This is a genomic window from Lysinibacillus sp. fls2-241-R2A-57 (assembly GCF_030209535.1).
In the GTDB taxonomy this organism is placed as follows: Bacteria; Bacillota; Bacilli; order Bacillales_A; family Planococcaceae; genus Lysinibacillus.
In genome coordinates, this window is sequence record NZ_JARVRU010000170.1 from 1 (window position 1) to 22,486 (window position 22,486).

At 38.0% G+C, this 22,486-nt stretch carries 22 protein-coding genes and 1 tRNA gene; 11 read left to right on the forward strand and 12 right to left on the reverse strand.

The features are described from left to right. Positions 1-208: 208 nt before the first annotated feature. The 5 genes from QRN68_RS22135 to QRN68_RS22155 all read right to left on the reverse strand — a co-directional run bounded on the left by QRN68_RS22135 (position 209) and on the right by QRN68_RS22155 (position 5,820). Positions 209-1,663 carry an alanine/glycine:cation symporter family protein gene (locus tag QRN68_RS22135; RefSeq protein WP_285399270.1) on the reverse strand — a complete coding sequence of 485 codons (1,455 nt, stop codon included), beginning with the start codon at positions 1,661-1,663 and terminating at the stop codon, positions 209-211. 493 nt (positions 1,664-2,156) lie between these two features. Further along, positions 2,157-3,374 carry an NAD(P)/FAD-dependent oxidoreductase gene (locus QRN68_RS22140; RefSeq protein ID WP_285399249.1) on the reverse strand — a complete coding sequence of 406 codons (1,218 nt, stop codon included), beginning with the start codon at positions 3,372-3,374 and terminating at the stop codon, positions 2,157-2,159. Continuing rightward, on the reverse strand, positions 3,364-3,705 hold the full coding sequence (locus QRN68_RS22145; protein WP_285399250.1) for a (2Fe-2S)-binding protein: 342 nt from the start codon (positions 3,703-3,705) through the stop codon (positions 3,364-3,366). The genes QRN68_RS22140 and QRN68_RS22145 overlap by 11 nt, the downstream gene beginning before the upstream one ends. Beyond that, a complete protein-coding gene (locus tag QRN68_RS22150; protein WP_285399251.1) occupies positions 3,705-3,971 on the reverse strand; it encodes a (2Fe-2S)-binding protein in 267 nt (88 codons plus the stop codon). The genes QRN68_RS22145 and QRN68_RS22150 overlap by 1 nt, the downstream gene beginning before the upstream one ends. A gap of 142 nt (positions 3,972-4,113) precedes the next feature. Continuing rightward, complete coding sequence (locus QRN68_RS22155; RefSeq protein WP_285399252.1) at positions 4,114-5,820, reverse strand: sigma-54 interaction domain-containing protein; 1,707 nt, start codon at positions 5,818-5,820, stop codon at positions 4,114-4,116. Positions 5,821-5,973: 153 nt separating this feature from the next. On the opposite strand from QRN68_RS22155, the gene QRN68_RS22160 reads away from it, so the two are divergent. The 6 genes from QRN68_RS22160 to QRN68_RS22185 all read left to right on the forward strand — a co-directional run bounded on the left by QRN68_RS22160 (position 5,974) and on the right by QRN68_RS22185 (position 11,780). Continuing rightward, the gene (locus QRN68_RS22160) at positions 5,974-7,155 is read left to right on the forward strand and encodes an NAD(P)/FAD-dependent oxidoreductase (protein ID WP_285399253.1); all 1,182 of its coding nucleotides are present in this window, start codon (positions 5,974-5,976) and stop codon (positions 7,153-7,155) included. Next, on the forward strand, positions 7,152-8,171 hold the full coding sequence (locus QRN68_RS22165) for a proline racemase family protein (RefSeq protein ID WP_285399254.1): 1,020 nt from the start codon (positions 7,152-7,154) through the stop codon (positions 8,169-8,171). Before QRN68_RS22160 ends, QRN68_RS22165 begins: the two co-directional genes overlap by 4 nt. A gap of 14 nt (positions 8,172-8,185) precedes the next feature. Next, positions 8,186-9,058, forward strand: coding sequence for a proline racemase family protein (locus QRN68_RS22170; protein ID WP_285399255.1), 873 nt, complete (start codon positions 8,186-8,188; stop codon positions 9,056-9,058). A 32-nt stretch (positions 9,059-9,090) separates the two neighbouring features. Beyond that, positions 9,091-9,990, forward strand: a complete 900-nt coding sequence (dapA, locus tag QRN68_RS22175; protein WP_285399256.1) for a 4-hydroxy-tetrahydrodipicolinate synthase — start codon at positions 9,091-9,093, stop codon at positions 9,988-9,990. A 109-nt stretch (positions 9,991-10,099) separates the two neighbouring features. Next, positions 10,100-10,243 (forward strand): hypothetical protein, encoded by a 144-nt coding sequence (locus QRN68_RS22180; RefSeq protein ID WP_285399257.1) that lies wholly within the window; start codon positions 10,100-10,102, stop codon positions 10,241-10,243. Between the two features lie 52 nt (positions 10,244-10,295). After that, positions 10,296-11,780 (forward strand): aldehyde dehydrogenase family protein, encoded by a 1,485-nt coding sequence (locus tag QRN68_RS22185; protein ID WP_285399271.1) that lies wholly within the window; start codon positions 10,296-10,298, stop codon positions 11,778-11,780. Between the two features lie 133 nt (positions 11,781-11,913). Here the strand turns inward: QRN68_RS22185 and rpoN are convergent, their stop codons facing one another. Both rpoN and QRN68_RS22195 read right to left on the reverse strand, forming a co-directional pair. Further along, entirely contained in the window at positions 11,914-13,200 is a 1,287-nt protein-coding gene (rpoN, locus tag QRN68_RS22190; RefSeq protein WP_285399258.1) for an RNA polymerase factor sigma-54, read from the reverse strand. A gap of 335 nt (positions 13,201-13,535) precedes the next feature. Then, a complete protein-coding gene (locus QRN68_RS22195) occupies positions 13,536-14,600 on the reverse strand; it encodes a M24 family metallopeptidase (RefSeq protein WP_285399259.1) in 1,065 nt (354 codons plus the stop codon). Positions 14,601-14,737: 137 nt separating this feature from the next. Here QRN68_RS22195 and QRN68_RS22200 point away from each other — a divergent pair, with 137 nt between their 5' ends. Next, entirely contained in the window at positions 14,738-16,420 is a 1,683-nt protein-coding gene (locus tag QRN68_RS22200) for a peptide ABC transporter substrate-binding protein (RefSeq protein ID WP_285399260.1), read from the forward strand. 111 nt (positions 16,421-16,531) lie between these two features. Here QRN68_RS22200 and QRN68_RS22205 read toward each other — a convergent pair whose 3' ends face one another. The 5 genes from QRN68_RS22205 to QRN68_RS22225 all read right to left on the reverse strand — a co-directional run bounded on the left by QRN68_RS22205 (position 16,532) and on the right by QRN68_RS22225 (position 21,138). Further along, positions 16,532-16,801 (reverse strand): DUF3899 domain-containing protein, encoded by a 270-nt coding sequence (locus QRN68_RS22205; RefSeq protein ID WP_285399261.1) that lies wholly within the window; start codon positions 16,799-16,801, stop codon positions 16,532-16,534. Between the two features lie 92 nt (positions 16,802-16,893). Continuing rightward, positions 16,894-18,882 (reverse strand): ABC transporter ATP-binding protein, encoded by a 1,989-nt coding sequence (locus QRN68_RS22210; RefSeq protein ID WP_285399263.1) that lies wholly within the window; start codon positions 18,880-18,882, stop codon positions 16,894-16,896. A 13-nt stretch (positions 18,883-18,895) separates the two neighbouring features. Then, positions 18,896-19,930 carry an oligopeptide ABC transporter permease gene (opp3C, locus tag QRN68_RS22215; protein WP_285399264.1) on the reverse strand — a complete coding sequence of 345 codons (1,035 nt, stop codon included), beginning with the start codon at positions 19,928-19,930 and terminating at the stop codon, positions 18,896-18,898. A 3-nt stretch (positions 19,931-19,933) separates the two neighbouring features. Beyond that, a complete protein-coding gene (gene opp3b / locus QRN68_RS22220) occupies positions 19,934-20,857 on the reverse strand; it encodes an oligopeptide ABC transporter permease (protein ID WP_285399265.1) in 924 nt (307 codons plus the stop codon). Between the two features lie 95 nt (positions 20,858-20,952). Beyond that, positions 20,953-21,138: a hypothetical protein gene (locus QRN68_RS22225; RefSeq protein ID WP_285399266.1), complete on the reverse strand. Its 186-nt coding sequence runs from the start codon at positions 21,136-21,138 to the stop codon at positions 20,953-20,955. 244 nt (positions 21,139-21,382) lie between these two features. On the opposite strand from QRN68_RS22225, the gene QRN68_RS22230 reads away from it, so the two are divergent. The 4 genes from QRN68_RS22230 (at position 21,383) to QRN68_RS22245 (ending at position 22,373) form a co-directional block, all read left to right on the forward strand. After that, positions 21,383-21,458 (forward strand) — tRNA-Asp (locus QRN68_RS22230). A gap of 181 nt (positions 21,459-21,639) precedes the next feature. Continuing rightward, positions 21,640-21,813 carry a hypothetical protein gene (locus tag QRN68_RS22235; protein WP_285399267.1) on the forward strand — a complete coding sequence of 58 codons (174 nt, stop codon included), beginning with the start codon at positions 21,640-21,642 and terminating at the stop codon, positions 21,811-21,813. Continuing rightward, positions 21,803-21,928 carry a hypothetical protein gene (locus QRN68_RS22240; RefSeq protein ID WP_285399268.1) on the forward strand — a complete coding sequence of 42 codons (126 nt, stop codon included), beginning with the start codon at positions 21,803-21,805 and terminating at the stop codon, positions 21,926-21,928. Before QRN68_RS22235 ends, QRN68_RS22240 begins: the two co-directional genes overlap by 11 nt. A gap of 103 nt (positions 21,929-22,031) precedes the next feature. Beyond that, positions 22,032-22,373 carry a hypothetical protein gene (locus QRN68_RS22245; RefSeq protein WP_285399269.1) on the forward strand — a complete coding sequence of 114 codons (342 nt, stop codon included), beginning with the start codon at positions 22,032-22,034 and terminating at the stop codon, positions 22,371-22,373. Positions 22,374-22,486: the final 113 nt, after the last annotated feature.

Consider the following 22,486-nt stretch of genomic DNA (forward strand, 5'->3'; position numbering starts at 1 on the left):
TAGCGCCGATGGTAGTTGGGGGCTTCCCCCTGTGAGAGTAGGACGTCGCTAGGCAAGATGACAGTCAGCCGTGTGCTGGCTGTTTTTTTATCGTTAAAGAAACTTGCCAGATGTAAACAAGCACATTAGCGCATTTGTTCTGGAATTAGTGATAAAGCAATAAAAAGAGCAACTACAAACTATTCAAAATGTTGTAGTTGCTCTTTTTCTATTTATTATGTTTATGTTTGTTACTGTACTCAATCCAGAAATCAGCGTTTTCAATACCTACTTCTCGTGGATCAAAAATCGGATCGAGCCCGGCTTTCTTTTGCCGGTCGTAATCACGCAAAACTTTCAAAGCTGGTTTTGTTAATAAGACAATGGCAATAAAGTTCAAATAACTCATACTGCCGAATCCAATATCTCCAAGACCCCACATCAAACTAACAGATTGGACACTTCCAATATAAACTACAATTAAGAAGACCAATTTTAAAACTAATTTTAATACTGGGTATTGCAGTTTTTTATCTAAATATACGATAGTCGTTTCTGCGATATAGTAGTAAGCCATTAAAGTTGTAAAGGCAAAAAGGAAAATGGCTATAGCCACGAAACCACTACCAAAATCATTAAACACAGTAGAGACTGCGGCTTGTGTATAAGCAGTACCTGCCACAACGCCAGGGATGTTTTCAACTAGGGGCGTTGTTGCTTCAGGAGGTGTCACATTATACGTACCTGTAATTAAAATCATTAGAGCAGTTGCTGTACACACGATAATAGTATCAATGTAAATCGAGAAACCTTGTACTAATCCTTGTTTAGCCGGATGGGATACTTCAGCAGCTGCAGAACTGAATGTTGCTTCACCAGCTCCAGCAACATTTGAAAATACTGAACGTCTTACACCCCAAGCGATGGCAGTACCAATTATACCTCCAAATATTTCGTGCGTACCAAATGCGCTTGTAAAGATTAATTTAATCATATTAGGAATTTCACTTGCATGAGCACCTAAAATAATAAGTGTTAAAAGAACGTAGGCAAGCGCCATGATAGGCACAATTTTATCGGCAACACGAGCAATACGTTTAACACCACCAAAAATGATTAGTCCTAAAAGGGCAACAATCACTATACCCGTTATATATGGAGGAATATTAAATGCTGTACTAAATGAAGTGGCAATTGTATTTGCTTGAATACCGGGTACTAAAATACCATAAGAAATACAAATAACAAGTGCAACAAAAATAGCGAAACCTTTAAGTTTTAAACCTTTTTCAATATAAAACGGTGATCCACCACGATATTGATCATCTGCTTTTTCTTTATAAACCTGTGCTAGTGTGGATTCAATGAAAGCGCTTGCGCCTCCAAGGAACGCCATGACACACATCCAAAAAACCGCACCCGGTCCACCCGCTGCAATAGCAGTAGCGACCCCTGCGATATTACCGACCCCGACACGTCCAGATAATGCCATACAAAAAGCTTGGAAAGATGATATCCCTTCATTTGATTCTTTTCGTTCACGCAACAATCGTATCATCTCTGGAATATAACGAAATTGTACAGCTCTAGTCAGAACAGTGAAATACAAACCTACACCTAATGCTAAATAAACGAGTGCATTTCCCCAAATGTAATCGACTAACGTATTAACGATTGCTTCCACATCATTTCCCCCTCGAACAACGAATTCTTTTTCATTTTCATAAATGCCTTGCGTTCTGAGCATTTTCCCTAAGAATGTATAATTCCATTTCCTACTAAGAAAAATCCACATATCGCCTTACTACATAGCTGTCGTTAGAGATTACACAAGCTTACATTTATGAGTTAAAGATAATAGTTAAAAAATACCCCCCCTTCAAAATTTCCCTCCCTTATAATTCTTAATGCATTTTTTGTGCCATAAAAAAGGCTCTTCAGCAAAATATGTACTTGAATGAACACTTCACTTCGGGAGCGTTTTTCACGAGCGTATAATAACCCTATAAAAAATAAAAATCCTTTTCTCTGTAGTGTGAGAAAAGGATTTTTTTTCTTCAGTTTGTAGTATTGTTTACGCTGACTCGAATGCTTGCAGCGTGTAAATGTAACACAAGGTAATAGTCTAATTTTTAAATGTTATACACTTTTTTGTTTTGTCTAAAATACTGACAGTTTTATTTGGTAACTTTTGGATATGACTCTATCCAAATTTTTTTCAATTGTTGGCGACCTGCTAAAACTTCTGGATGGAATTGAATATGTGCGTTTGCTCTTGTTGTCTCGACATCTTCAATAGCGCGTTGAATTTCTTGCTTTGTAGTGCCAGTGTCTAATTTATGTGCGATTGTAAGTGCAGCAACTTTCCCTTGTGCTAACGCAACTTTTGCTCCTTCAATACCTGTAATATTGCCTGCAACATGTAGTCCCTCTAAGTTGGTTTCCATTTGCTCATTATGTAACGGGATGAATCCACCTAATTGTTCAATATAATGGAATGGACAACCTGCTAAAGAAGCAAGCTCTGCTAAAGGGTATAATCCGCCGGCGATACAAACGAAATCTGCTTTAATGCGTTTTTCACTGCCAGGAACGATGGAGCCGTCAGTATTTACTGTTGCAATAACTACACCTTCTACTTGATCTTTGCCAACAATTTCAACGACTGCTTTTCGTAACATAATTGGAATATCCCACATTTTTACTCCGTTTTTTGGATAGAAGGTAATGCCTAACTTTTTCATAAATTCGTTTTTCATAAACTTACTGCCGATTTTAACAAGGGGAGAGGGGGCCATATGAGATACATGTAGTAGTGAATTCATGACCTCTAGAGGGTTTCCGCTATCCTCTGTTAATAAGTTAGTAGCGGGTAATGTGATAGCTGCTACTTGAACGCCTGCGATTTGTAATTCCATTGTGATGGCTGAGGAAAGTACGTTAACGCCAATAATGACCCCGCGTTTGCCAGGCTTTACACGATGTACATTTGTCATTACTTGTGCAGCTCCTACAGACATTACGCCAGGAAGTGTCCATCCTGGAATTGGGAATGGAGATTCAGCGGCACCTGTAGCTAACAGAAGCTGCCTTGTACGAAATACACCTTTATTTGTATGGACGATCCACTCTTGCTCAATTTTTTCTAAATCTGAAACGCTCGTTTGTAGTAAAAGTTCGACATTGAGAGCTTTTGCACGTTCCAATAAACGCTCGGATTCTACAATGCCATTCCACCATCTCCCTGGGCTTTCTTCATATAATTGTCCAAGTAAGCGTCCTCCTGCATATAAGTATTCATCAATGACAAGAACAGCTATATTTTTTTCTGCTAATGTAATAGCGGCAGATAGCCCAGCAGGACCAGCACCAATAATAATCACTTTATTTTCCATTGTTTTCCCTCCAGTCACGGACCGACGTAGGAAGTGTCTTACCACTTTTCACAACCATGCCATCAGAGACAGGTGTTATACATGCGCGTTCTCCTTCTAAGCCGTTAACATTGACGCGACATTCAAAGCAGTGGCCAATATTACAGTAGATGCCACGGGGGTGACCTGTTTCTTCGTGGACACGTAAGGTGCGAATACCATTTGCAAGTAGGGCAGCTGCTAAGGGTTCACCTTTGTATCCCTCATATTCTTGGTCATCAAAAGTGAAAGACACTTTTTCCTTTGAAGGTAAAACTCCTAAAACAGGGTGGGTCAAAATACGTTCAGTCATTATTTAACCTCCCCTAGGTCGGCAAACCGCACAGGACGAATGGGTGCCTGATATTTTAATGAAATTTCGCAGTTTGGTCGTGGGTGATGTTTGTGTGCGATTTGGTCGACCATTGTACGACAAGTACGACCACCACAATAGCCCATACCTGCCCGCGTTCGTAGCTTAAGTTCACGAGCAGAGCAATTATTTTCAGATGCTACTTCTACGAGTTCATCGTAGCTAACTTCTTCACAACGACATACAATCATAGATTTATTTTGCATAACTACACCCCTAAGTAAGGAATTTTATTTACATAGTAGTTACTGCAAAAACTGTGCCATGAAGTGTTTTTAGAAGTACATTAATGGCTTGATGCAAATTGAAAGAAAAGTGTATAAAAATATTGACACTTATTTTTAAAAATTAGACATCGATGTTTAATTTTTTTAATCGATTGTATAATGTTGCCCGAGTAATGCCTAAATTTTTGGCACATATTTTTTTATTGCCGTTTACTAAAGCAAGCTGCTCTAAAATAATTTCACGTTCATAATGCTCGAGTTGATTGCTTAGTTCCGTTCCTTGTGGAAAATCCTTTCGTACGTCAAGCTTTTCGCTTTTTGGAACGGCTGCTAAAATATCTGCAGGTAAATCTTCTATATGAATTGCCCCTTCATCAGAAAAAACAACGAGGCGTTCTATAACATTACCTAGTTCACGAACATTTCCTGGCCATTGATACTGCAAAAGAATCTGTGCAATTTCAGGTGGAATTCCTTGAATAGGCCGATTATATTTAATGGATTTTTCATATAAGAAGTAGTTACTAATCTCCAAAATATCTGAAGCACGTTCTCGTAGTGGTGGCACCGTGAAATTTACGACATTTAAACGATAATATAAATCTTCTCTGAATTTCCCTTCTTCCACCAATTGCTTCAGATCCCTGTTAGTAGCGGCTACTAAATTAAAATCGACATCCATTTCTTTTGTGCCGCCTACTGCATAAAATGTTTTTTCCTGTAGCAATCGTAAAATCTTTACCTGCATATCTAAAGGCATTTCTCCAATTTCATCTAAAAACAGTGTACCTCCTCGTGCAAGTTCAACTTTTCCTTTTTTTCCTTTTTGATGTGCTCCAGAAAAGGCTCCTTTTTCATAACCAAAAATTTCACTTTCGAATAAGCCACTTGGAATGGCTCCACAGTTGATGGCTACAAATGGTGCATCTGGTTTTTCACGGATTGCGTGGACTGCACGTGCGAAAAGCTCTTTCCCGACGCCACTTTCTCCATAGATTAAAATATTTGCCTCGGTTTTTGCGACCTTTTTTACTTTTTCAAGCACCTTTTTCAGAGTGGGGCTATTACCGCGAATAAGTGTAAATGGGTCATAGGCTAAGCCGTTCGTATTCATCTGTTTCTCTAAATTCAATAATTTTTCAGAAGTAATATGAAGCTCTTCGTTTAATTTTTTTACATGGGTAATATCAGTTTCGGCAACGACTGCGCCTATCGTTTGATCGTTTAACATAACAGGGTTGGAATTAATCATTACAACTAGATCTTCACGCGGAAAATGCTGTTGTTGATAAACGGATTTTCCATGCTGCAATGTATGTAAAATTTCAAGTTGATCTTCCTTAAAGAAATCTGTGATTGGCTTTCCAATAATATTTTCCCCAGATACAGAAAAAATACTTTCCGCTCCTTTAGTCCAATAAATCACGTTTTGATGACGATCAATGACAGTACACGATTCATTAATCGTTTCTAAGATGGTGTTTAAATAAGCGTTTATACACTCTAATTCATATGCGAGATCGTACATCAAGGAATCTTTCGATAAATATCCTATATATTGTTTTGTTTCATCACGTATAAGTAAGAATTCATATTCCTCCAAATAATCAAGTGCTGTTTTGATTGGGCAATCCATGCGGACAATTTGACAGGCTATATAGTCAAAATCACTTTTTCTTTTCCCTCGTTTCACTGCATAAGGTTTATCATTTTCAATGACAAAGTACTGTATCTTGTCATCGTTAAGTATAGTCACAACATTCTCTATTGGGATAAAAGCCAAATTCCGTTTTAACATTTTATTCATAATTAAATGGTATGGATGCAAAATAAGGCCCCCTTCATGAATCATTCGTCCAATTTTTTCGAATAATATAAATAATTTTGACACATACTACATAGTTTATCAAACAAATTCCAAATAGATAGATTGGCACGTTTTTTGCAGAATGTTAAGTGCTAGCAAAAAGGGGGGAGAGTCTTGCAGAAATCTCATCATGATATCGTAGTTATTGGCGGTGGCATTATTGGCGGGGCAATTGCTTATTATTGTGCAAAGGCGGGCCTAGAAATAATGGTACTTGAAAAAAATGAATTGGCGAGTGGTACATCTTCTCGCTGTGATGGAAATATTTTAGCTATAGATAAGGATCCAGGCTTTGATAGCCAAATGTCATTAGTAAGCCAACAATTAGTACATGAGTTAGATAAAGATTTGGACATTAAATTTGAATATCGCAACCCTGGAAGTATTCTTGTTTGTGAAAGTGATGTAGAAATGGAAGCTGCTCAGCAATGGGTAACTCGTCAACAAGAAGCGGGTTTAGATTTTAATATGTTAGATCGCGCAGACTTGCGTAACGAGTCAAAATTTTTTGCAGATGATTTGTATGGTGGATTGGAGTGTAAAACAGATTCCACAGTAAATCCGTATATGCTGACATTTTCTATGTTCCATTCAGCAGAAAAATTTGGTGCAAAAATACGAAAGCATACGGAAGTAAAAAACATAAAGAAACAGCCGAGTGGCACGTTTTTAATCGAGACTAACGAAGGGATCATGACAGCCAATAAAGTTATTAATGCTTGTGGTATTGGGGCACCGATTATTGGAAAAATGCTCGACGTTGACGTACCTATTAAACCACGTAAAGGTCATATTATTGTTGCATCGCGTCAGCAACCAGTAGGTCTAAGAAAGGTCATGGAATTCGGTTATTTGATTTCTAAATTCGGTGGAGAGCGTATGGTGGATGCGGATATCGAAAAATATGGGGTTGCTTTAGTATTTGAGCCGACAGAAGCACAAAACTTTTTAATAGGGAGTAGTCGCCAATTTGTTGGCTTTGATACGAAAGTAAATCATGATGTCGTGAAGATGATTGCCAGACGTGCAGTACGCTTTTATCCGAAAATCGCTGATATGTCGGTTATTCGTACATATGCGGGGCTAAGACCATGGACAGAGGATCATTTACCAATTATTTGTGAAGTAGAGGAGGTACCAGGCTTCTACATAGCGGCAGGCCATGAAGGGGACGGTATTAGCTTAGCGGCAGTTACAGGAAAGCTTGTGCAAGAATTGCTACAACACAAAGATACATGTATTCCTACTGAGCCAGTCAATATGAATAGATTTAAGAAAGGGGTACTCCACAAATGAAATTTCAAAAGTTATTTACAACAATTGATACCCATACAGGTGGAAATCCAACGCGTTCACTCATTAGTGGCATGCCGAAGCTTGAAGGTGAAACGATGTCTGACAAAATGCTTTATATGCAAAAGCATTTTGACTGGATCCGAAAATTTCTGATGAACGAGCCTCGAGGACATAGCGTCATGTCAGGTGTTATTATTACGGACCCTTGCCATCCAGAAGCTGATTTAGGTGTGATTTATATTGAAACTGGTGGCTACTTACCGATGTGTGGGCATGACACAATTGGCGTCTGCACAGCACTTGTTGAATCGAATTTAATTGAGGTTCAAGCCCCTTATACACATATTAAATTAGATACGCCGGCAGGTTTAATTGATGTAAAAATTAAAGTAGAAGATGGCATAGCCAAGGAAGTAACGTTTAAAAACGTACCTTCTTTTCTATTAAAGACAGTTGAAATTGAAGACCCTGCACTCGGTATTGTTGAATGTGAAATTGCGTATGGAGGCAATTTTTACGGCATTATAGATGCTAGAAAAATGGATCTCGATTTATCAGTAGAAAATGCTACGAATATTATTAATACAGGTATTCGTCTTCGCAATGCCGTGAATGCCAAGGAAGAGATCGTACATCCTGAGTTTTCGTTTATTCATGGGTTAACGCATATCGAGTTTTATACAGATCCAGTAAATGAATTAGCAGATTTAAAAAATACAGTCGTTGTACCGCCGGGCGGAATTGATCGTTCACCATGTGGTACAGGTACTTCAGCAAAAGTTGCGACACTGTACACGAAAAATGAGCTCTCTATTAATGAACCGTTCATTTATGAAAGTATTGTAGGGACATTGTTTAAAGCGCGTGTACTAGAGGAAGTAGCTGTTGGCGATTTAACAGCCGTTATCCCAGAAATAACAGGATCTGCATGGGTAATGGGTATGCATCGATTCTTTTACAATGATCAGGACCCGTTAAAAGAAGGCTACCTGATGATTCCACCAATGGATCACTAAAGGAGGTTAGATATATGAACTATCATAAATCTTTTCAAACGATTGATACACAGGTAGTTGGAGAAGCTTTTCGCATAGTCGTGCAATCGCCTATCGCAATTTCTCAGGAAAATATAGTGGAAGCGGCTAATGCATTAAATACACAATTTGAAACTACAAAACAACTTCTATTAAACGAACCACGTGGGCATCGTGGTATGAACGGATGCATGATCTTGCCATCCAATGTTGCATCATTCCGTTTATTATTTTTCCAGCACGATGCTTCTACAGATTTTAAGTATGAGGCACTTGTAGCTACGACGACAGCATTAATAGAGCTTGGAACAATTGAAGTATCAGAGAATGATATGTATACGATTGAAACAGTAAAAGGTATTTACAAAGTAAATGTACATCTTTCGGAGAAAAAGGATGCAGTACTGTCAGTTCAATTGACAGTGAAGCCAGCGCTTGTAGAAGAGGAGTTCGTAGTGGTAGATGGTGAGCGACGTTATATTGTTTTAGAAAAGCCACAACAATTCAAGGCACTTGTCCTAGAGGAGCTAGCAGATATTAGTACTTGGGGAGTAAATGAAAGTACAAAATATAGTGCAGCTGATGGCGTTATTGTGTATGAAAAAGTAGACAGTGAAGTACGTTCAGTAACATTTGAACGTGATGGCTATATTCTTCGCTCGCCAAGTGTAGATAGTACACTTGCATTACTAGCAGTTTTAGGCGATGAAGCTGTTCAAAAAAATAACAGTATTTTTTGCAGCTGTATTGAAATTGTAAACAAACATGAGGTTGGCTACGAAATTGCATTAACAGGATATATCACAGGAATCCATCAATTTGTAGTAGACAGTGAAGATCCGCTACAACAAGGATTTGTCATTGTGTAAATATAACTTGAATGACTTAGGAGGAAAGAAGCATGAAAAAATTAGAAGGTTCATTTCCAGTATTAGTAACACCAATGTTAAACCAAACTGACATCGATTGGGATGGCTTCCGTCAAAACATCGAGCGTTTTATTGAAGCTGGCGTAACAGGTATTGCCATTAACGGTAGCACAGGTGAATTCGTAAGTTTATCTAAAGAAGAGCGCTTTAAAGCAGTAGACGTAGCGGTTGATCAAATTAAAGGTCGTATTACATTAATTGTTGGTACGGCGGCAGAAACAACAGCGGAGGCAATCGCATATACACAACAGGCTGAAAAAGCAGGAGCAGATGCAGCTTTGCTCATTAACTCTTATTACGCACATCCAAAAGATGAAGAAATCTATTTACATTTTAAATCAGTTGCAGAATCAGTAAGCTTCCCAATTATGATTTATAATAATCCATTCACTTCTGGTGTGGATATTGGCTTAGAAACAATATTAAAAGTAGGCAGAGATGTACCAAACATTACACATATTAAAGAATCCAGCGGTAGCATCGGCAAAGCGCGTGATATTGTGCGTCAAGGACAAGACAATATTAAAGTGTTCTGTGGTTCAGAAGATTTAGCAATTGAATCATTCCTAGTTGGTGCTGTTGGTTGGATTTCTGTATCAGGAAACATCGTGCCTGAACTTGTAACGGAATTGTATAACAATGTAAAAGACGACAATCTGGATGAAGCGTGGGCTATTTATGATCGTTTATTACCATTATGTGCGTTTTTAGAAGGATCAGGTAAATACGTACAAATTGCAAAACGTGCAATGGAATTAAAGGGTTGGGCGGGCGGACCTTGTCGTTTACCGCGTCTCCCATTGACAGAGGAAGAAGATGCACAACTAAAAGCAATCATGGCTGACTTAGACGTACTTGCTACTCGGGCATAAGTGATTTTGAAAGGAAGTGTGTCGGCCCTTATGCAGGCCTGGGCACAATTCTAAATCCGGACGCAATGTTTAGCTTTAGCGAAAGCAAAGCGACAGCAACAAGTGTTTTATGTGCGAAAGCGAAGCGACAGCAACAACAGGGGTTTGTCTGTGCGAAAGCGAAGCGACAGCAACAACAGGGGTTTGTCTGTGCGAAAGCGAAGCGACAGCAACAACAGGGGTTTGTCTGTGCGAAAGCGAAGTGCAAACGTAGCGACAGCTACAATGAAACCAAGTTGAAATTGATGATAAGAAGGGGTGGCGAAATGGAGGCATTATTAACATTGAAACCAAGGGTGAAGGAATTTTTACAATCGACAATTGGTTTATATATTAATGGAGAATATGTACATTCTCAATCAGGTAAAACATTTGAAGTATTAAACCCGGCAAACGAAGAGGTAATTGCAACAGTTCATGAAGCACAAGCTAAAGATATCGACATAGCTGTACTGGCTGCACAAAAAGCATTTGATGATGAATGGTCCATCATGGATGCAGCAGAACGCTCACGTATTATTTATAAATTTGCAGATTTACTAGAGGAGCATCGGGAAGAACTTGCACAGCTAGAATCATTAGATAATGGTAAGCCATACAAAACGGCTTTAGCTGACGATGTGGACGGTACTGTACAACATTTCCGTTATTATGCAGGATGGGCAACAAAAATAACAGGAAAAACGGTGCAAGTATCAAAAGATTATTTAAACTACATTGTCCATGAGCCAGTAGGGGTTGTAGGGCAAATCATTCCATGGAATTTTCCGCTTGCAATGGCTGCATGGAAATTAGGTTCGGCATTAGCAGTAGGTTGTACAGTTGTTATTAAACCTGCAGCGGAAACGCCATTATCGTTATTGTACGTAGGTCAATTAATGAAACAAGCTGGCTTCCCAGATGGTGTTGTGAACATCGTACCTGGCACAGGTGAAGCGGGTGAGGCTGTTGTTACACATAAAGGTGTAGCCAAGGTGGCATTCACTGGATCCACAAAGACTGGAATTCACGTCATGAAAAAAGCGGCAGATGATGTGAAAAGTGTAACATTAGAGCTTGGAGGTAAATCTCCAGCAATCGTTTTACAAGATGCAGACGTAGAAGAGGCAATAGAAGGAACATTTGCTGGGACAATGTACAATCACGGACAAAATTGTAGTGCATGTACAAGGGTCTTTGTACACAGTAGCTTATACGATCAGTTTGTTGAGCGACTTGCCGAAAAAGCAAAAGCATTAAAATTAGGACCTGGGCTAGATTCAGAAACAGATATGGGGCCACTTGTTTCACAAAAACAACTGAATACAGTACTTGGTTTCATTGAAAAAGGAAAAGAAGAAGGTGCGCGTCTAGTAGCAGGTGGAGAGCGTGAATTTAACAAAGGTTATTTTGTACAACCAACTGTATTTGCTGACGTACAGGATGATATGACAATTGCTCGTGAAGAAATTTTCGGACCGGTTATGTCTATTTTCTCATTTGACACAGTAGAAGAGGTGATTGCTCGTGCAAATGATAGTAAGTATGGACTCGCAGCAAGCATTTGGACTGAAAATGTGAAAAAAGCACATTATATCGCTAGTAAGCTACAAGCAGGAACGGTATGGATTAATGATTTTGGTTTAGAGTGGGAAACGATGCCATTTGGAGGTTACAAGCAATCAGGTGTTGGTCGCGAAATGGGCGGCGAATATGGCTTGTCTAACTATACGGAAGTTAAAAGTGTCTTCGTAAATATGAAGCAAAACTAAGTGGATTTCTTGGGCTCATCGTACGCTTAGGGAAGTGCCCAGTCAGAACGGAAATCAACCTCGCGTTATAGTGATAAGCCTTCATCTATAGGAAAAGGAGCTACCAAATGAAGAGTAGCTCCTTTTATAATAACTATTTAAATTGAATTACTTTACGTCTTGTAGATGATGGAATGTTCATTTCTTCACGGTATTTTGCAATTGTCCGACGTGATATTTCAATACCGAATATGTTGTTGAAATGCTCGGCAATTTTTTGATCTGAGAAAGGCTTCTTTTTATTCTCGGTTTTGATATAGTCTGACAAAAGTGATTTTACCTTTATTTGTGAAACACTGTTACCATTTGCTGTTTGTAATTTAGAAGTGAATAAATCTCGAAGTTCAAATGTCCCGAAAGACGTTTGTACATATTTATTCGTTGTCACTCGGCTAACTGTCGATTCATGTACTTCAATTTGTTCAGCAATTTCACGTAAAGTAAGAGGCTCTATAGCATCAAAGCCATGTGTGAAAAAGGCTTTTTGCTTTTCAATAAGTGCCTTCATGATTTTAATAATGGTATTTCGGCGCTGCTCAACACTGTTAACTAGCCATTGATAGTCTGATAAATACTTTTTAAAATAACTCTTTTCAGAGGAATTGGCAGTAATATAGGGTGCATAGTCCGCATGTATATTGATTTTAGGTAAATAATAATCATTTAATGAAAAAGTGATGGCGCCATCAACAATCTCAACAATAATATCCGGTGTATGATGATGTATAGCTTCCTGATGAAACAGTGAGCTAAGCTTAGGCTGCAAAGTTTGGATGAATTGATAAATTCCTTGTAATTCATAAAGTGATATATCTAAAACGTTGGAAATTTGCTTCCATTTCTGATTAGCAAGTTCATCAAGATAAAAGGAAATTACTGTTTCCGCATGAGCAGGGCTATTTTCACAATACATAGTTTGTAATAGCAGGCATTCTTTCAAATTTCGTGCCCCAATGCCAAGTGGTCCAATGTTTTGTAATAAGTGAATGCCCTTTTCGATTTCATGATCTTGATAAGTCGGTGTCATTGGCTGTTCATAGTAGCCGTTGTCATCCAAATGATAAATAATATGTTTAAGCAGTTTAATGTCTTTATCTTCATGGAAGGTTAGCTTAATCTCCTCAAATAAATCATCACGAATATTTTTTTCATATTTAGTTACATGTTCCAAGATATTTGTGTGACGGCTAACACCTTTTGAAAAATGTGTACGTTCTTGAAATGTCGGTTCGCTTAACTCTACTAATGGATTTTCGAGCTCTTGTTCACGAATATACTGTTCTAATTCTAGTGTGGAATATTGTAGTAACTCGATGGCTTGACGAAGTTGTGCAGTCATCACTAAATTCAAATCTTGAGTTTGTTTAATAGAAAGCTGCATTTTAAAACCTCCATTCTCCATTTAAGTACTTAAATCTATAGAAAATGATGCTACCTGAGTAATAGTGACAATAATTTTTGACATTGATCACGAAAGTAAAAAGGAGCTTTAGTGATCAATGTCTATAATAAAGATATTTAAAATGTGTCAAAAAAATGAACGTTATTATGAGTGTGTATAAATAATGTAAAAAGGCTTTTCACTAACATATGTACTTGACCGCGAATTTCATTCCGGGAGACGCTTTCCTTTGGCGTGGTCCGAGCCTCCCTTCGCTCCATAGGCTTTCATACCACCAATACACTTTTTCAAAATTAAAACGTTACTTTATGACTTTATAAAATAATAAGCTCTTTTGGTGAGTGTGTGATAACTTCAACACCGTTTTTGGTAACGATGACATCATCTTCTATACGTACTCCGCCTAAATCAGGAATGTAAATACCGGGCTCAACAGTAAGCACCATATTTTCTTCTAGGATGTCTTCACATACTGTAGACATAAAAATGTTTTCATGAAGATCTAAGCCAAGACCATGCCCCGAACCGTGTCCGTAATTTTTTCCATAGCCTTTAGCTTTTATGAAATCTCGTGAATAGCTGTCTACTTCTTTTCCAGTAATACCAGCCTTCATATTAGATAGAGTTATTTGTAATGAGTCATAAACGATTTGGTATATTTCCTTTAGTTTACCAGATGGTTCTCCAACTGCAATTGTTCTCGTCATATCTGAACGATAGCCTTGATAATAGGCACCAAAATCAAGTGTCAGCATATCGCCTTCTTCAATTATTTTGTCAGATGCAACACCATGCGGAAGTGCAGAACGATGACCAGAAGCAATAATTATATCGAATGCAGCTCCAGTAGCTCCGTTTTTACGCATATGAAACTCTAACTCATTTGCGATATCAATTTCTGACACTCCTGGTTTAATAAATGTCAAAATATACTTGAATGCCTCATCTGAAATCCACGCTGCTTTCTTAATCAATTCAATTTCTTCTGGTGTTTTTATCGTGCGTAAATTTTCCACAATATTAGATAGCGGCTTTAATGTTGCTGTTAATTTACTAGACATTAATTGATATACCTCATAAGTAACATGTTGTTGCTCAAAACCAATTGTTTGGATAGATTCTGTGTCTAAAATTTCTTGGATAGTTTCATATAAACGGCTGCGATCGATTTCACGAACATCAAATTCTTTACTTTGGTTTGTAGCTTGCTGTGTATAACGGAAATCTACGAGTAAAAGTGCTTGAGTCGGTGTAATTACTACTGTACCTGCACTGCCTGTAAATCCTGTTAAATAACGACGGTTTTGATTACTCGTTATGATGAGTACATCCGATTGTTGAGCTCGTAATGCTTCACGTAATTGTTTTAGTAGTGACATGTTATAATTCCCCCTTTTTAAATATACTGCAAGATTTGTGCCAAAATTTTAGAGTAAATATGGTATCGGCATGAATATTGCATATATGTTTTGTTGCACGTGAGCTATCGTGCAATAAAATCAAAGGGGAAATGCTAATGATTAAAAAGACAAAATGGTTAGTCGTGTTATTAGGGCTAATGCTAGTTGTATTAGTTGGCTGCTACGGCAAGGAGGATAATTCTTCTAGTAGCCCAACTGGTGGCAATAGTACGGACAAAGAGACTACTACTGACGGCGACACAACGGTTGGACAGGAGCTACATTTAGTAGCGGGAGGGGATTTAGCAACAATGAGTTCATTAGGGAGTGTAGATGCACTTGCAGTTACAGCAATGAACTCTGTATTTGAGGGGTTATACCGTATCGGACCAGAGAATACACCAGTGCCAGGAATGGCAGAGTCATATGAAGCTTCAGCGGATGGTACTGTATATACATTTAAGTTACGCCAAGATGCTGTGTGGAGCAATGGTACACCTGTTACAGCACATGACTTTGAATATGCTTGGAAAAGAGCTATCAATCCTAAAACGCAAGCAATTTATTCTTATTTAATGCTAGATATAAAAAATGCAGCCAGTGTTCAAAAAGAGGGTGATCCATTATATGGTAAGGTAGATGAAATTGGCATTAAAGCGCTAAACGATTACACATTGGAAGTTCAACTAAATGCTCCAATTCCATATTTCCTAAGCTTAACAACGTATGCACCGTTCTTTCCACTAAACAAAGAATTTACGGAAGCACAAGGCGATCAATATGCGTTAGAAGCAGCAAATATGATTTATAATGGTCCATTCGTATTGGAATCATGGCAGCATGGTCAAGGCTGGACATTCGTAAAAAATGAAAATTATTGGGATAAAGACAATGTGAAGCTTACAAAAATTACACAAAAAATCGTGAAAGATACAGCAACAGCAGTCAATCTATATGAAGCGGGAGAGATTGACACTGCTGAGCTTACAAGTGAGTATGTTGCTCAATACAAAGATAGCCCAGAGTATTCAACATTCTTAAAACCAAATACGTTCTTCATTCGAATGAACCATGAAAATAAATTTTTATCGAATAAGAACATTCGGAAAGCAATCGATATGGCTTGGGATAAACAAGGCTTTGCAGATGTGATTTTACAGGATGGCTCTATTCCAGCTTATTTTTTAGTACCACTTGGATTATCAACAGATGAAAAAGGTGTTGATTTCCGTGATGGTAATGGTGATATGAATAAAACTAATGTTAAATTGGCGAAGGAAGCATGGGCTACTGGTTTAAAGGAGCTGGGGGTAGATAAAGTAAAACTAGAGTTTTTAACATATGACCGTGCAGAATCTAAAAAAGCGGCAGAATTTATTAAAAACCAATTAGAAACAAATCTTGAAGGCTTAGAGCTAACAATCAATATGCAGCCTAATAAGCAAAAGCTAGCACTAGAAGGGGCTGTTGACTATGATTTAGACTATGGTGGTTGGGGCCCTGACTATCAAGATCCTATGACTTATATTGAGTTATTTGAATCGACTGCCTACTACAATCAATCTCACTATAAAAATGAAAAGGTGGATGCATTAATTAAAAAAGCTAAAACAACTTCTGATGTTTCTGAACGTTGGATATTAATGCAACAAGCTGAAAAGATTATGATGGATGATTTTGCAATTGCGCCGACATTCCAAAGAGGTATAAGTCGTTTGACGAAGCCGTATGTAAAAAATTTATATGAACATCCATTTTCAGCGGACATTAGCTATAAATGGGTTGAGATTGTAAAGTAAAAAAGATGCTGCCTATCAATGTAGGCAGCATTTTTTTATGATAGTAAACAAAACATCTATAAGCATCAGTCGGAACGGAAACCAACCCCACGTTATTGTGAAATAAGCCATCTATAAATAGAAAACAAGAGATAAAATAGTGGTGATAATACAGCCAATCAAACCTGCAAGTAGCAGTGGATAGGTAAAGGTATAGGATGGCGCTTGTACGAATTCCAAGTCACCATCTAACTCATAGGCGTAGGTACCGTTTTTAGTGACACGAGCAAAAAAGCGTTTAAAGCTATAAGCGATACCATTAAAAAGCCCACCTTGCACAACAAACAATATTGCTCCAACGATTGTAAAAGTAAGTGAAGCAAGAAAAGTATGATTAATCATAGTCAGCATTGTCATCGATTGTTTTAAGAGTAATGTATAGAGAAGGGAACATATAAAAATGCAGCCAGTAAACAATATAGTTGTTTTTAATTTCATAGCGGTATGCTCTCACTGTTTGCTTGATAGTATTGGGTAAGCTCCTCTTCTGTTAGCATGACAAAATGGCCCGGGCGTACTTCAATAAAGCTTTCATTTTCTCTATTAGTAGCGTTATATTCAGCTTCGTTAAAAATAATACGTTTTCGTTCACGTTCTAGTTTTGGGTCAGGTAGTGGTATAGCAGATAATAATGCCTTTGTATAAGGGTGAATAGGGTGATCATAGAGCTCATGACTTTCTGCAAGTTCTACAATTTTCCCGCGATGCATGACGCCGATGCGGTTACTAATATATTTCACCATCGACAAGTCGTGTGCAATAAATAGATATGTCAGTCCACGTTCCTTTTGTAGCTTTTTCAATAAATTAACGATTTGTGCTTGGATCGAAACGTCTAATGCAGAAATCGGTTCATCAGCAATGATTAGTTCGGGCTCTACAGCAAGTGCGCGTGCAATACCGATACGCTGACGTTGCCCGCCACTAAGCTCATGAGGATAGCGATTAGCATATTCTTTCGTTAAACCTACTATATTTAATAGCTCATAAATTTTTGCCTTCCATTCGCTTTTCGGTACACCATGAATAGCAAGACCTTCTGTAATAATGTCAGCAATTTTCATACGTGGATTTAAGGAAGAATAAGGGTCTTGAAAAATCATTTGCACCTTGCGATTAAAGGCTAATTTTTCTTGCTTCGTCTTTGCTTCATTAATATTCCTACCGTCGATGTGAATATCCCCATCTGTTATTGTATTAAGTCCGATAATCGAGCGCCCTGTCGTGGACTTACCACAGCCAGATTCTCCAACTAAACCGAAGATTTCTCCTTTATAAATATCAAAAGTAATGCCATCTACAGCTTTGTTGATAGTATTTTTATCTAATTTAAAATGCTGCTTTACTCCTTTTAATGTTAAATACGGGTTGGTTGTATCAAATACAGGAGCTTTTTCACGTTCCTTGCGTTCAGCTTGGGCTAATTGATGATGAATCGGTATCATTTTAGGCGCTTGCTCATGCAATAACCAAGTTGCAGCATAGTGTGTGTCGCTGATTTTAAACATTGGTGGCTCCTCTAAAAAATCAATTTTGAGTGCTTGGTTATTACGAGCAGCGAAGGCATCTCCAATCGGTGGTTGCAGTAAGTTTGGTGGTGTTCCTGGAATAGCGTACAGTATGTCGGTTTCAATATCTGGGTTTGGCATAGCGGCGAGTAGGCCTTGTGTATATGGATGCTGACAATGGTAAAAAATTTCATCAACTAAGCCAATTTCAATCATTTTTCCAGCATACATCACGGCAACACGATCAGCCATTTTTGCTACAACACCCAAATCATGTGTAATAAATATAATTGAAAGATTCATCTTTTTTTGAATGTTTTTTAGCAATTCTAGAATTTGTGCTTGAATAGAAACGTCCAGAGCTGTGGTAGGTTCATCCGCAATAATAATACGAGGCTCGCAAGCAAGTGCCATCGCGATAACGATACGCTGACGCATTCCTCCAGAAAACTGATGAGGATATTGTTTATATCGTTTATCCGCTTCTTTAATGCCAACAAGCTGTAATAGTTCAATCACTCGTTCTGTAATTTGATTACCACGTAATGTTGTATGTTTTTTTATGCTCTCTGCAATTTGACTACCGATTGTCATCGTGGGGTTTAATGCAGTCATAGGATCCTGGAAAATCATTGAGATTTCAGCTCCACGAATTGCACGTATTTCCTGCTCTCTACACGTTAAAATATTTTTTCCATTATATAAAATTTGACCGTTTTTCAGCATTGTTGTTTTGGTAGGGTTTAATCGTAATAGGCTTTTAGAAGTAACTGATTTTCCAGAGCCCGACTCGCCAACGATTGCTAGTGTTTCACCTTCAAATAAGTCGAATGATACATTGCGAACTGCCTGAACCTCACCATTTTGTGTATTAAATGAAATACTTAAATTTTTAACTTCTAGTATTTTTTTCAATTCGCACCCCTCCTTATTTACGTGTTTTTGGATCGAATGCATCACGCAGTCCATCACCGAGTAAATTAAAGCTAATCATAATTAAGCTAATGATAATGGATGAAAAAATCATGCCATGTGGATAAATACGTAATAATTTATAAGAGTCATTAACAATCGTTCCTAAGGAAGCAGTTGGTGGCTGTAGTCCTAGGCCGATAAAACTTAGTAATGCTTCAGTAAAGATAGCTCCTGGAATGGTAAAAGTAGTAGCTACAATAATCGGACCTAGTGTATTAGGAATTAAATGTTTCCAAATCAAGCGTTGGTTACTAGCACCGAGCGTTCTAGAAGCAAGAACAAACTCATATGATTTTAGCTTTAGTATTTGTGCTCGTACGATACGAGCCATACTAATCCACCCGACGATAACCATCGCAATAGTAATAGAAATGATTCCTGGTTTTAAAATAAGAATGAGAAGAATATTAATAATTAGCCCAGGGATACCAACTAACACTTCAATAATACGTTGCATAATATTATCAGTGCGACCACCATAAAATGCTGAAACAGCTCCGTAAGCAACCCCTATAATTAAATCAATCGTTGCTGCTAAAAAAGCAATATAAAGAGAGATACGTGTACCTTGCCAAATACGTGTCCATAAATCCCGACCTAATTCATCTGTACCAAACCAAAAATATTCACTTATACCTTTTGCTTCGTATTGGTCAACGCCACGACTATCAACACCGTTCAAACCTAAGAATGAAATATTCTCAAGAACAGGGATTTTTGGTGGTAAATTTGTACGCGCAAGATTTTGTTCATCGTAGCCATGACTGTTCATAAATGGACCGAATATAGCTAGTAAAATAACTAGAATAATAATGCATAAGCCTACAATAGCTGCTTTATTTTTGCGTAAACCAAGCCATGCATCTTGCCAAAATGATTGTTCGGGACGATACGTGAAATCATCAACAAATTCACTTTGTGAGGCAGGCTCAAACAAATCGGGTGGATATTTTTTTACCGTCGCATTCTTAGTTACTTCTGTTGTCATAAATTACTCGCCTCCTGTGACACGAATCCGAGGGTCGATGAATCCGTATAAAATATCAATAACTAAGATAACGCTTACAAATAAAACAGCATAAAAGATTGTTGTTCCCATAATAAGCTGGTAATCATTCGTAATAATGGAGTTAACAAATTGTTCTCCTAAACCAGGGATACTAAAAATTTTTTCAATAACTAGTGAGCCAGTAATCGTATTAACAGTTAATGGTCCGATAACTGTAATGATTGGGATTAGTGCATTTCGAATACCGTGCTTTGTAATAATAACGGGATTCGATAGTCCTTTTGATCTCGCTGTTAAGATGTATTCTTGATTGAGCACTTCCAACATTTCAATCCGTGTAAAACGGGCAATTGTTGCAACAACACTGACCGCTAACGCGATTGTTGGTAATATTGAGTATTCAAAACCATTCCAAAAGGCGATTGGTAGCCAGCCTAGTTTGACACCAACCCAATATTGTAAAAAACCTGCAAATACAAAGGATGGAATGGAGATACCGAGCACAGCTAAAACAGTAGCCCCGTAATCTATAACGGTGTTATGCCTTAGCGCCGCTACGATACCTAATAGTAAGCCTATTAAAGTACCGACAGTAACGGCTTGAAATCCGAGAATGGCAGAGGGGCCGATACGCTCTTGAATAATTTTAGTAACCGGACGATTATCCAAAACAAATGAAATACCTAGATCCCCTTGTACAAGATTTGTTAAGTAAATACCGAATTGAATAGGTACCGGCTTATCTAGCCCGTATTTTTTGTAAAGTAGTTCTTTTTGTGTTTCAGGTAAGCGTTCATCGTTAAATGGAGAACCGGGCAATGCCTTCATTAGCAAAAATGAAAGCAAAATGATAATAAATAACGTAATGATCATGTAGCCGATTCGAGTAAAGATGTACCGAATCATTGAAACGACCTCCTTATGAAATAGTTTGTAGAATCTATTTAATTTATTTGCAAAAACGATGCCAAAAAAAGGGGGGGAATTGAAGAATTGGCTCTTCACCAAAACATGTGGTTGATTTCCGTTCTGACTGGGCGCTTTGCCGCTGCCGCTTCGCTTTCGCGCAGACAAAAAACTTGTAGCTGACGCGACGCTTTCGCACAGAGCAAAGCTTCCTGGGGGCGTCGAGCCAACACGAGGTTGGCACTAAATCTGTTCTTGATTAAAAAAATGGATTGGTTCAAAGGACTTGGAGTGGAGGAAGGGTAGTTCTCCTGTCGCGTTGCTTTCGTCGCAGAGTAAGGCTCTCTGTTGAACCCCCACAGAAGCAAAGTATGAACGACGAGGAGGTTAGGTTACGCCCGATGAAAGCGTCATCCGGCAGTGGAATGTGGAATGAAGTATATATTTTGGTAAAAAGCTAAAAAAATGCGAAAAAAATATTGCATGTTACATTTACTTATGATATATTAATAGATGTCTTATAGAGGTCCCGTGGTGTAGCGGTTAACATGCCTGCCTGTCACGCAGGAGATCGCCGGTTCGATCCCGGTCGGGACCGCCATTATAATCGATAATATAGTTCTTATGATGCTTTTAAAATCATAAGAACTTTTTTATTGTTAATATAAGGGAATAAGTGGATATCAATAAATAAATGGGCTCATCACCAAAAGTTGTAGATGATATTAGTTAAAACGTATGCTATGTATATAAGTTGATTGGAGTGGAGGCTAGGCGACTCCTTGGGGATCAGCGTCACAGATGAGACCCTGGAGCGAGCAACGCGAGTGAAGCGGCTCATCGGACGCCCCCAGGAAGCTCTGCTCTGCGCGAAAGCGAAGCGTCAGCGGCAAAGCGCCCAGCCGGAACGGAAATCAACCACACGTTTTGGTGATGAACCAATAAATGCCCAATAAAATTGGTTTTATAATATTTGTTGAGGTACTAAATACAATTAAAGATGGAGGGGCGATTGAGGAAGCTGCACATTGTGCGTCACCCCCAACATTTGATGTAGAGCCACCAAATTAAAAGTTTTAATGTCTAACAAGTAGATCAACAAACATAAAAATTAGGTGACTATCTTTTTATCGATTTCTTCCACGTATAGGAAACTGTCTTTGGAGGTGTTAACATGAGAAATAATTTTTACATAAAGCGTCTTAATATATGCTTGCTCATAGGTACTTTGGTGATTCTCACAGGTTGTGGAGACCCTATTTTAGAAATCGAGGAATCCAATACATATCACTGGCAAAAAAATATGAATGAAGCAGAATTTGAAAAATTAAAAAAAGGTATGTCATATATGGAAGTAGTAGAAATTGCAGGTGGTGCAGAAGAAATGGTAAAAAAAGATCAATACCGCTGGAATGATGAAATACTTATGACACAAGCCTATATAATAAAATTTAAAGATGATAAATTGATTGATAAAGAGGTTATTGAGTTAAAGGGGTATTCAACAACAAAGTAAGCACGTCTTCTACAAAGGGGGGGCGTGTTTTTTTTTTTTTTTTTTTTTTTTTTTTTTTTTATTTTTTTTTTTTTTTTTTTTAATTTTAGTTAATTGTGTTTGGAGAGGAAAAA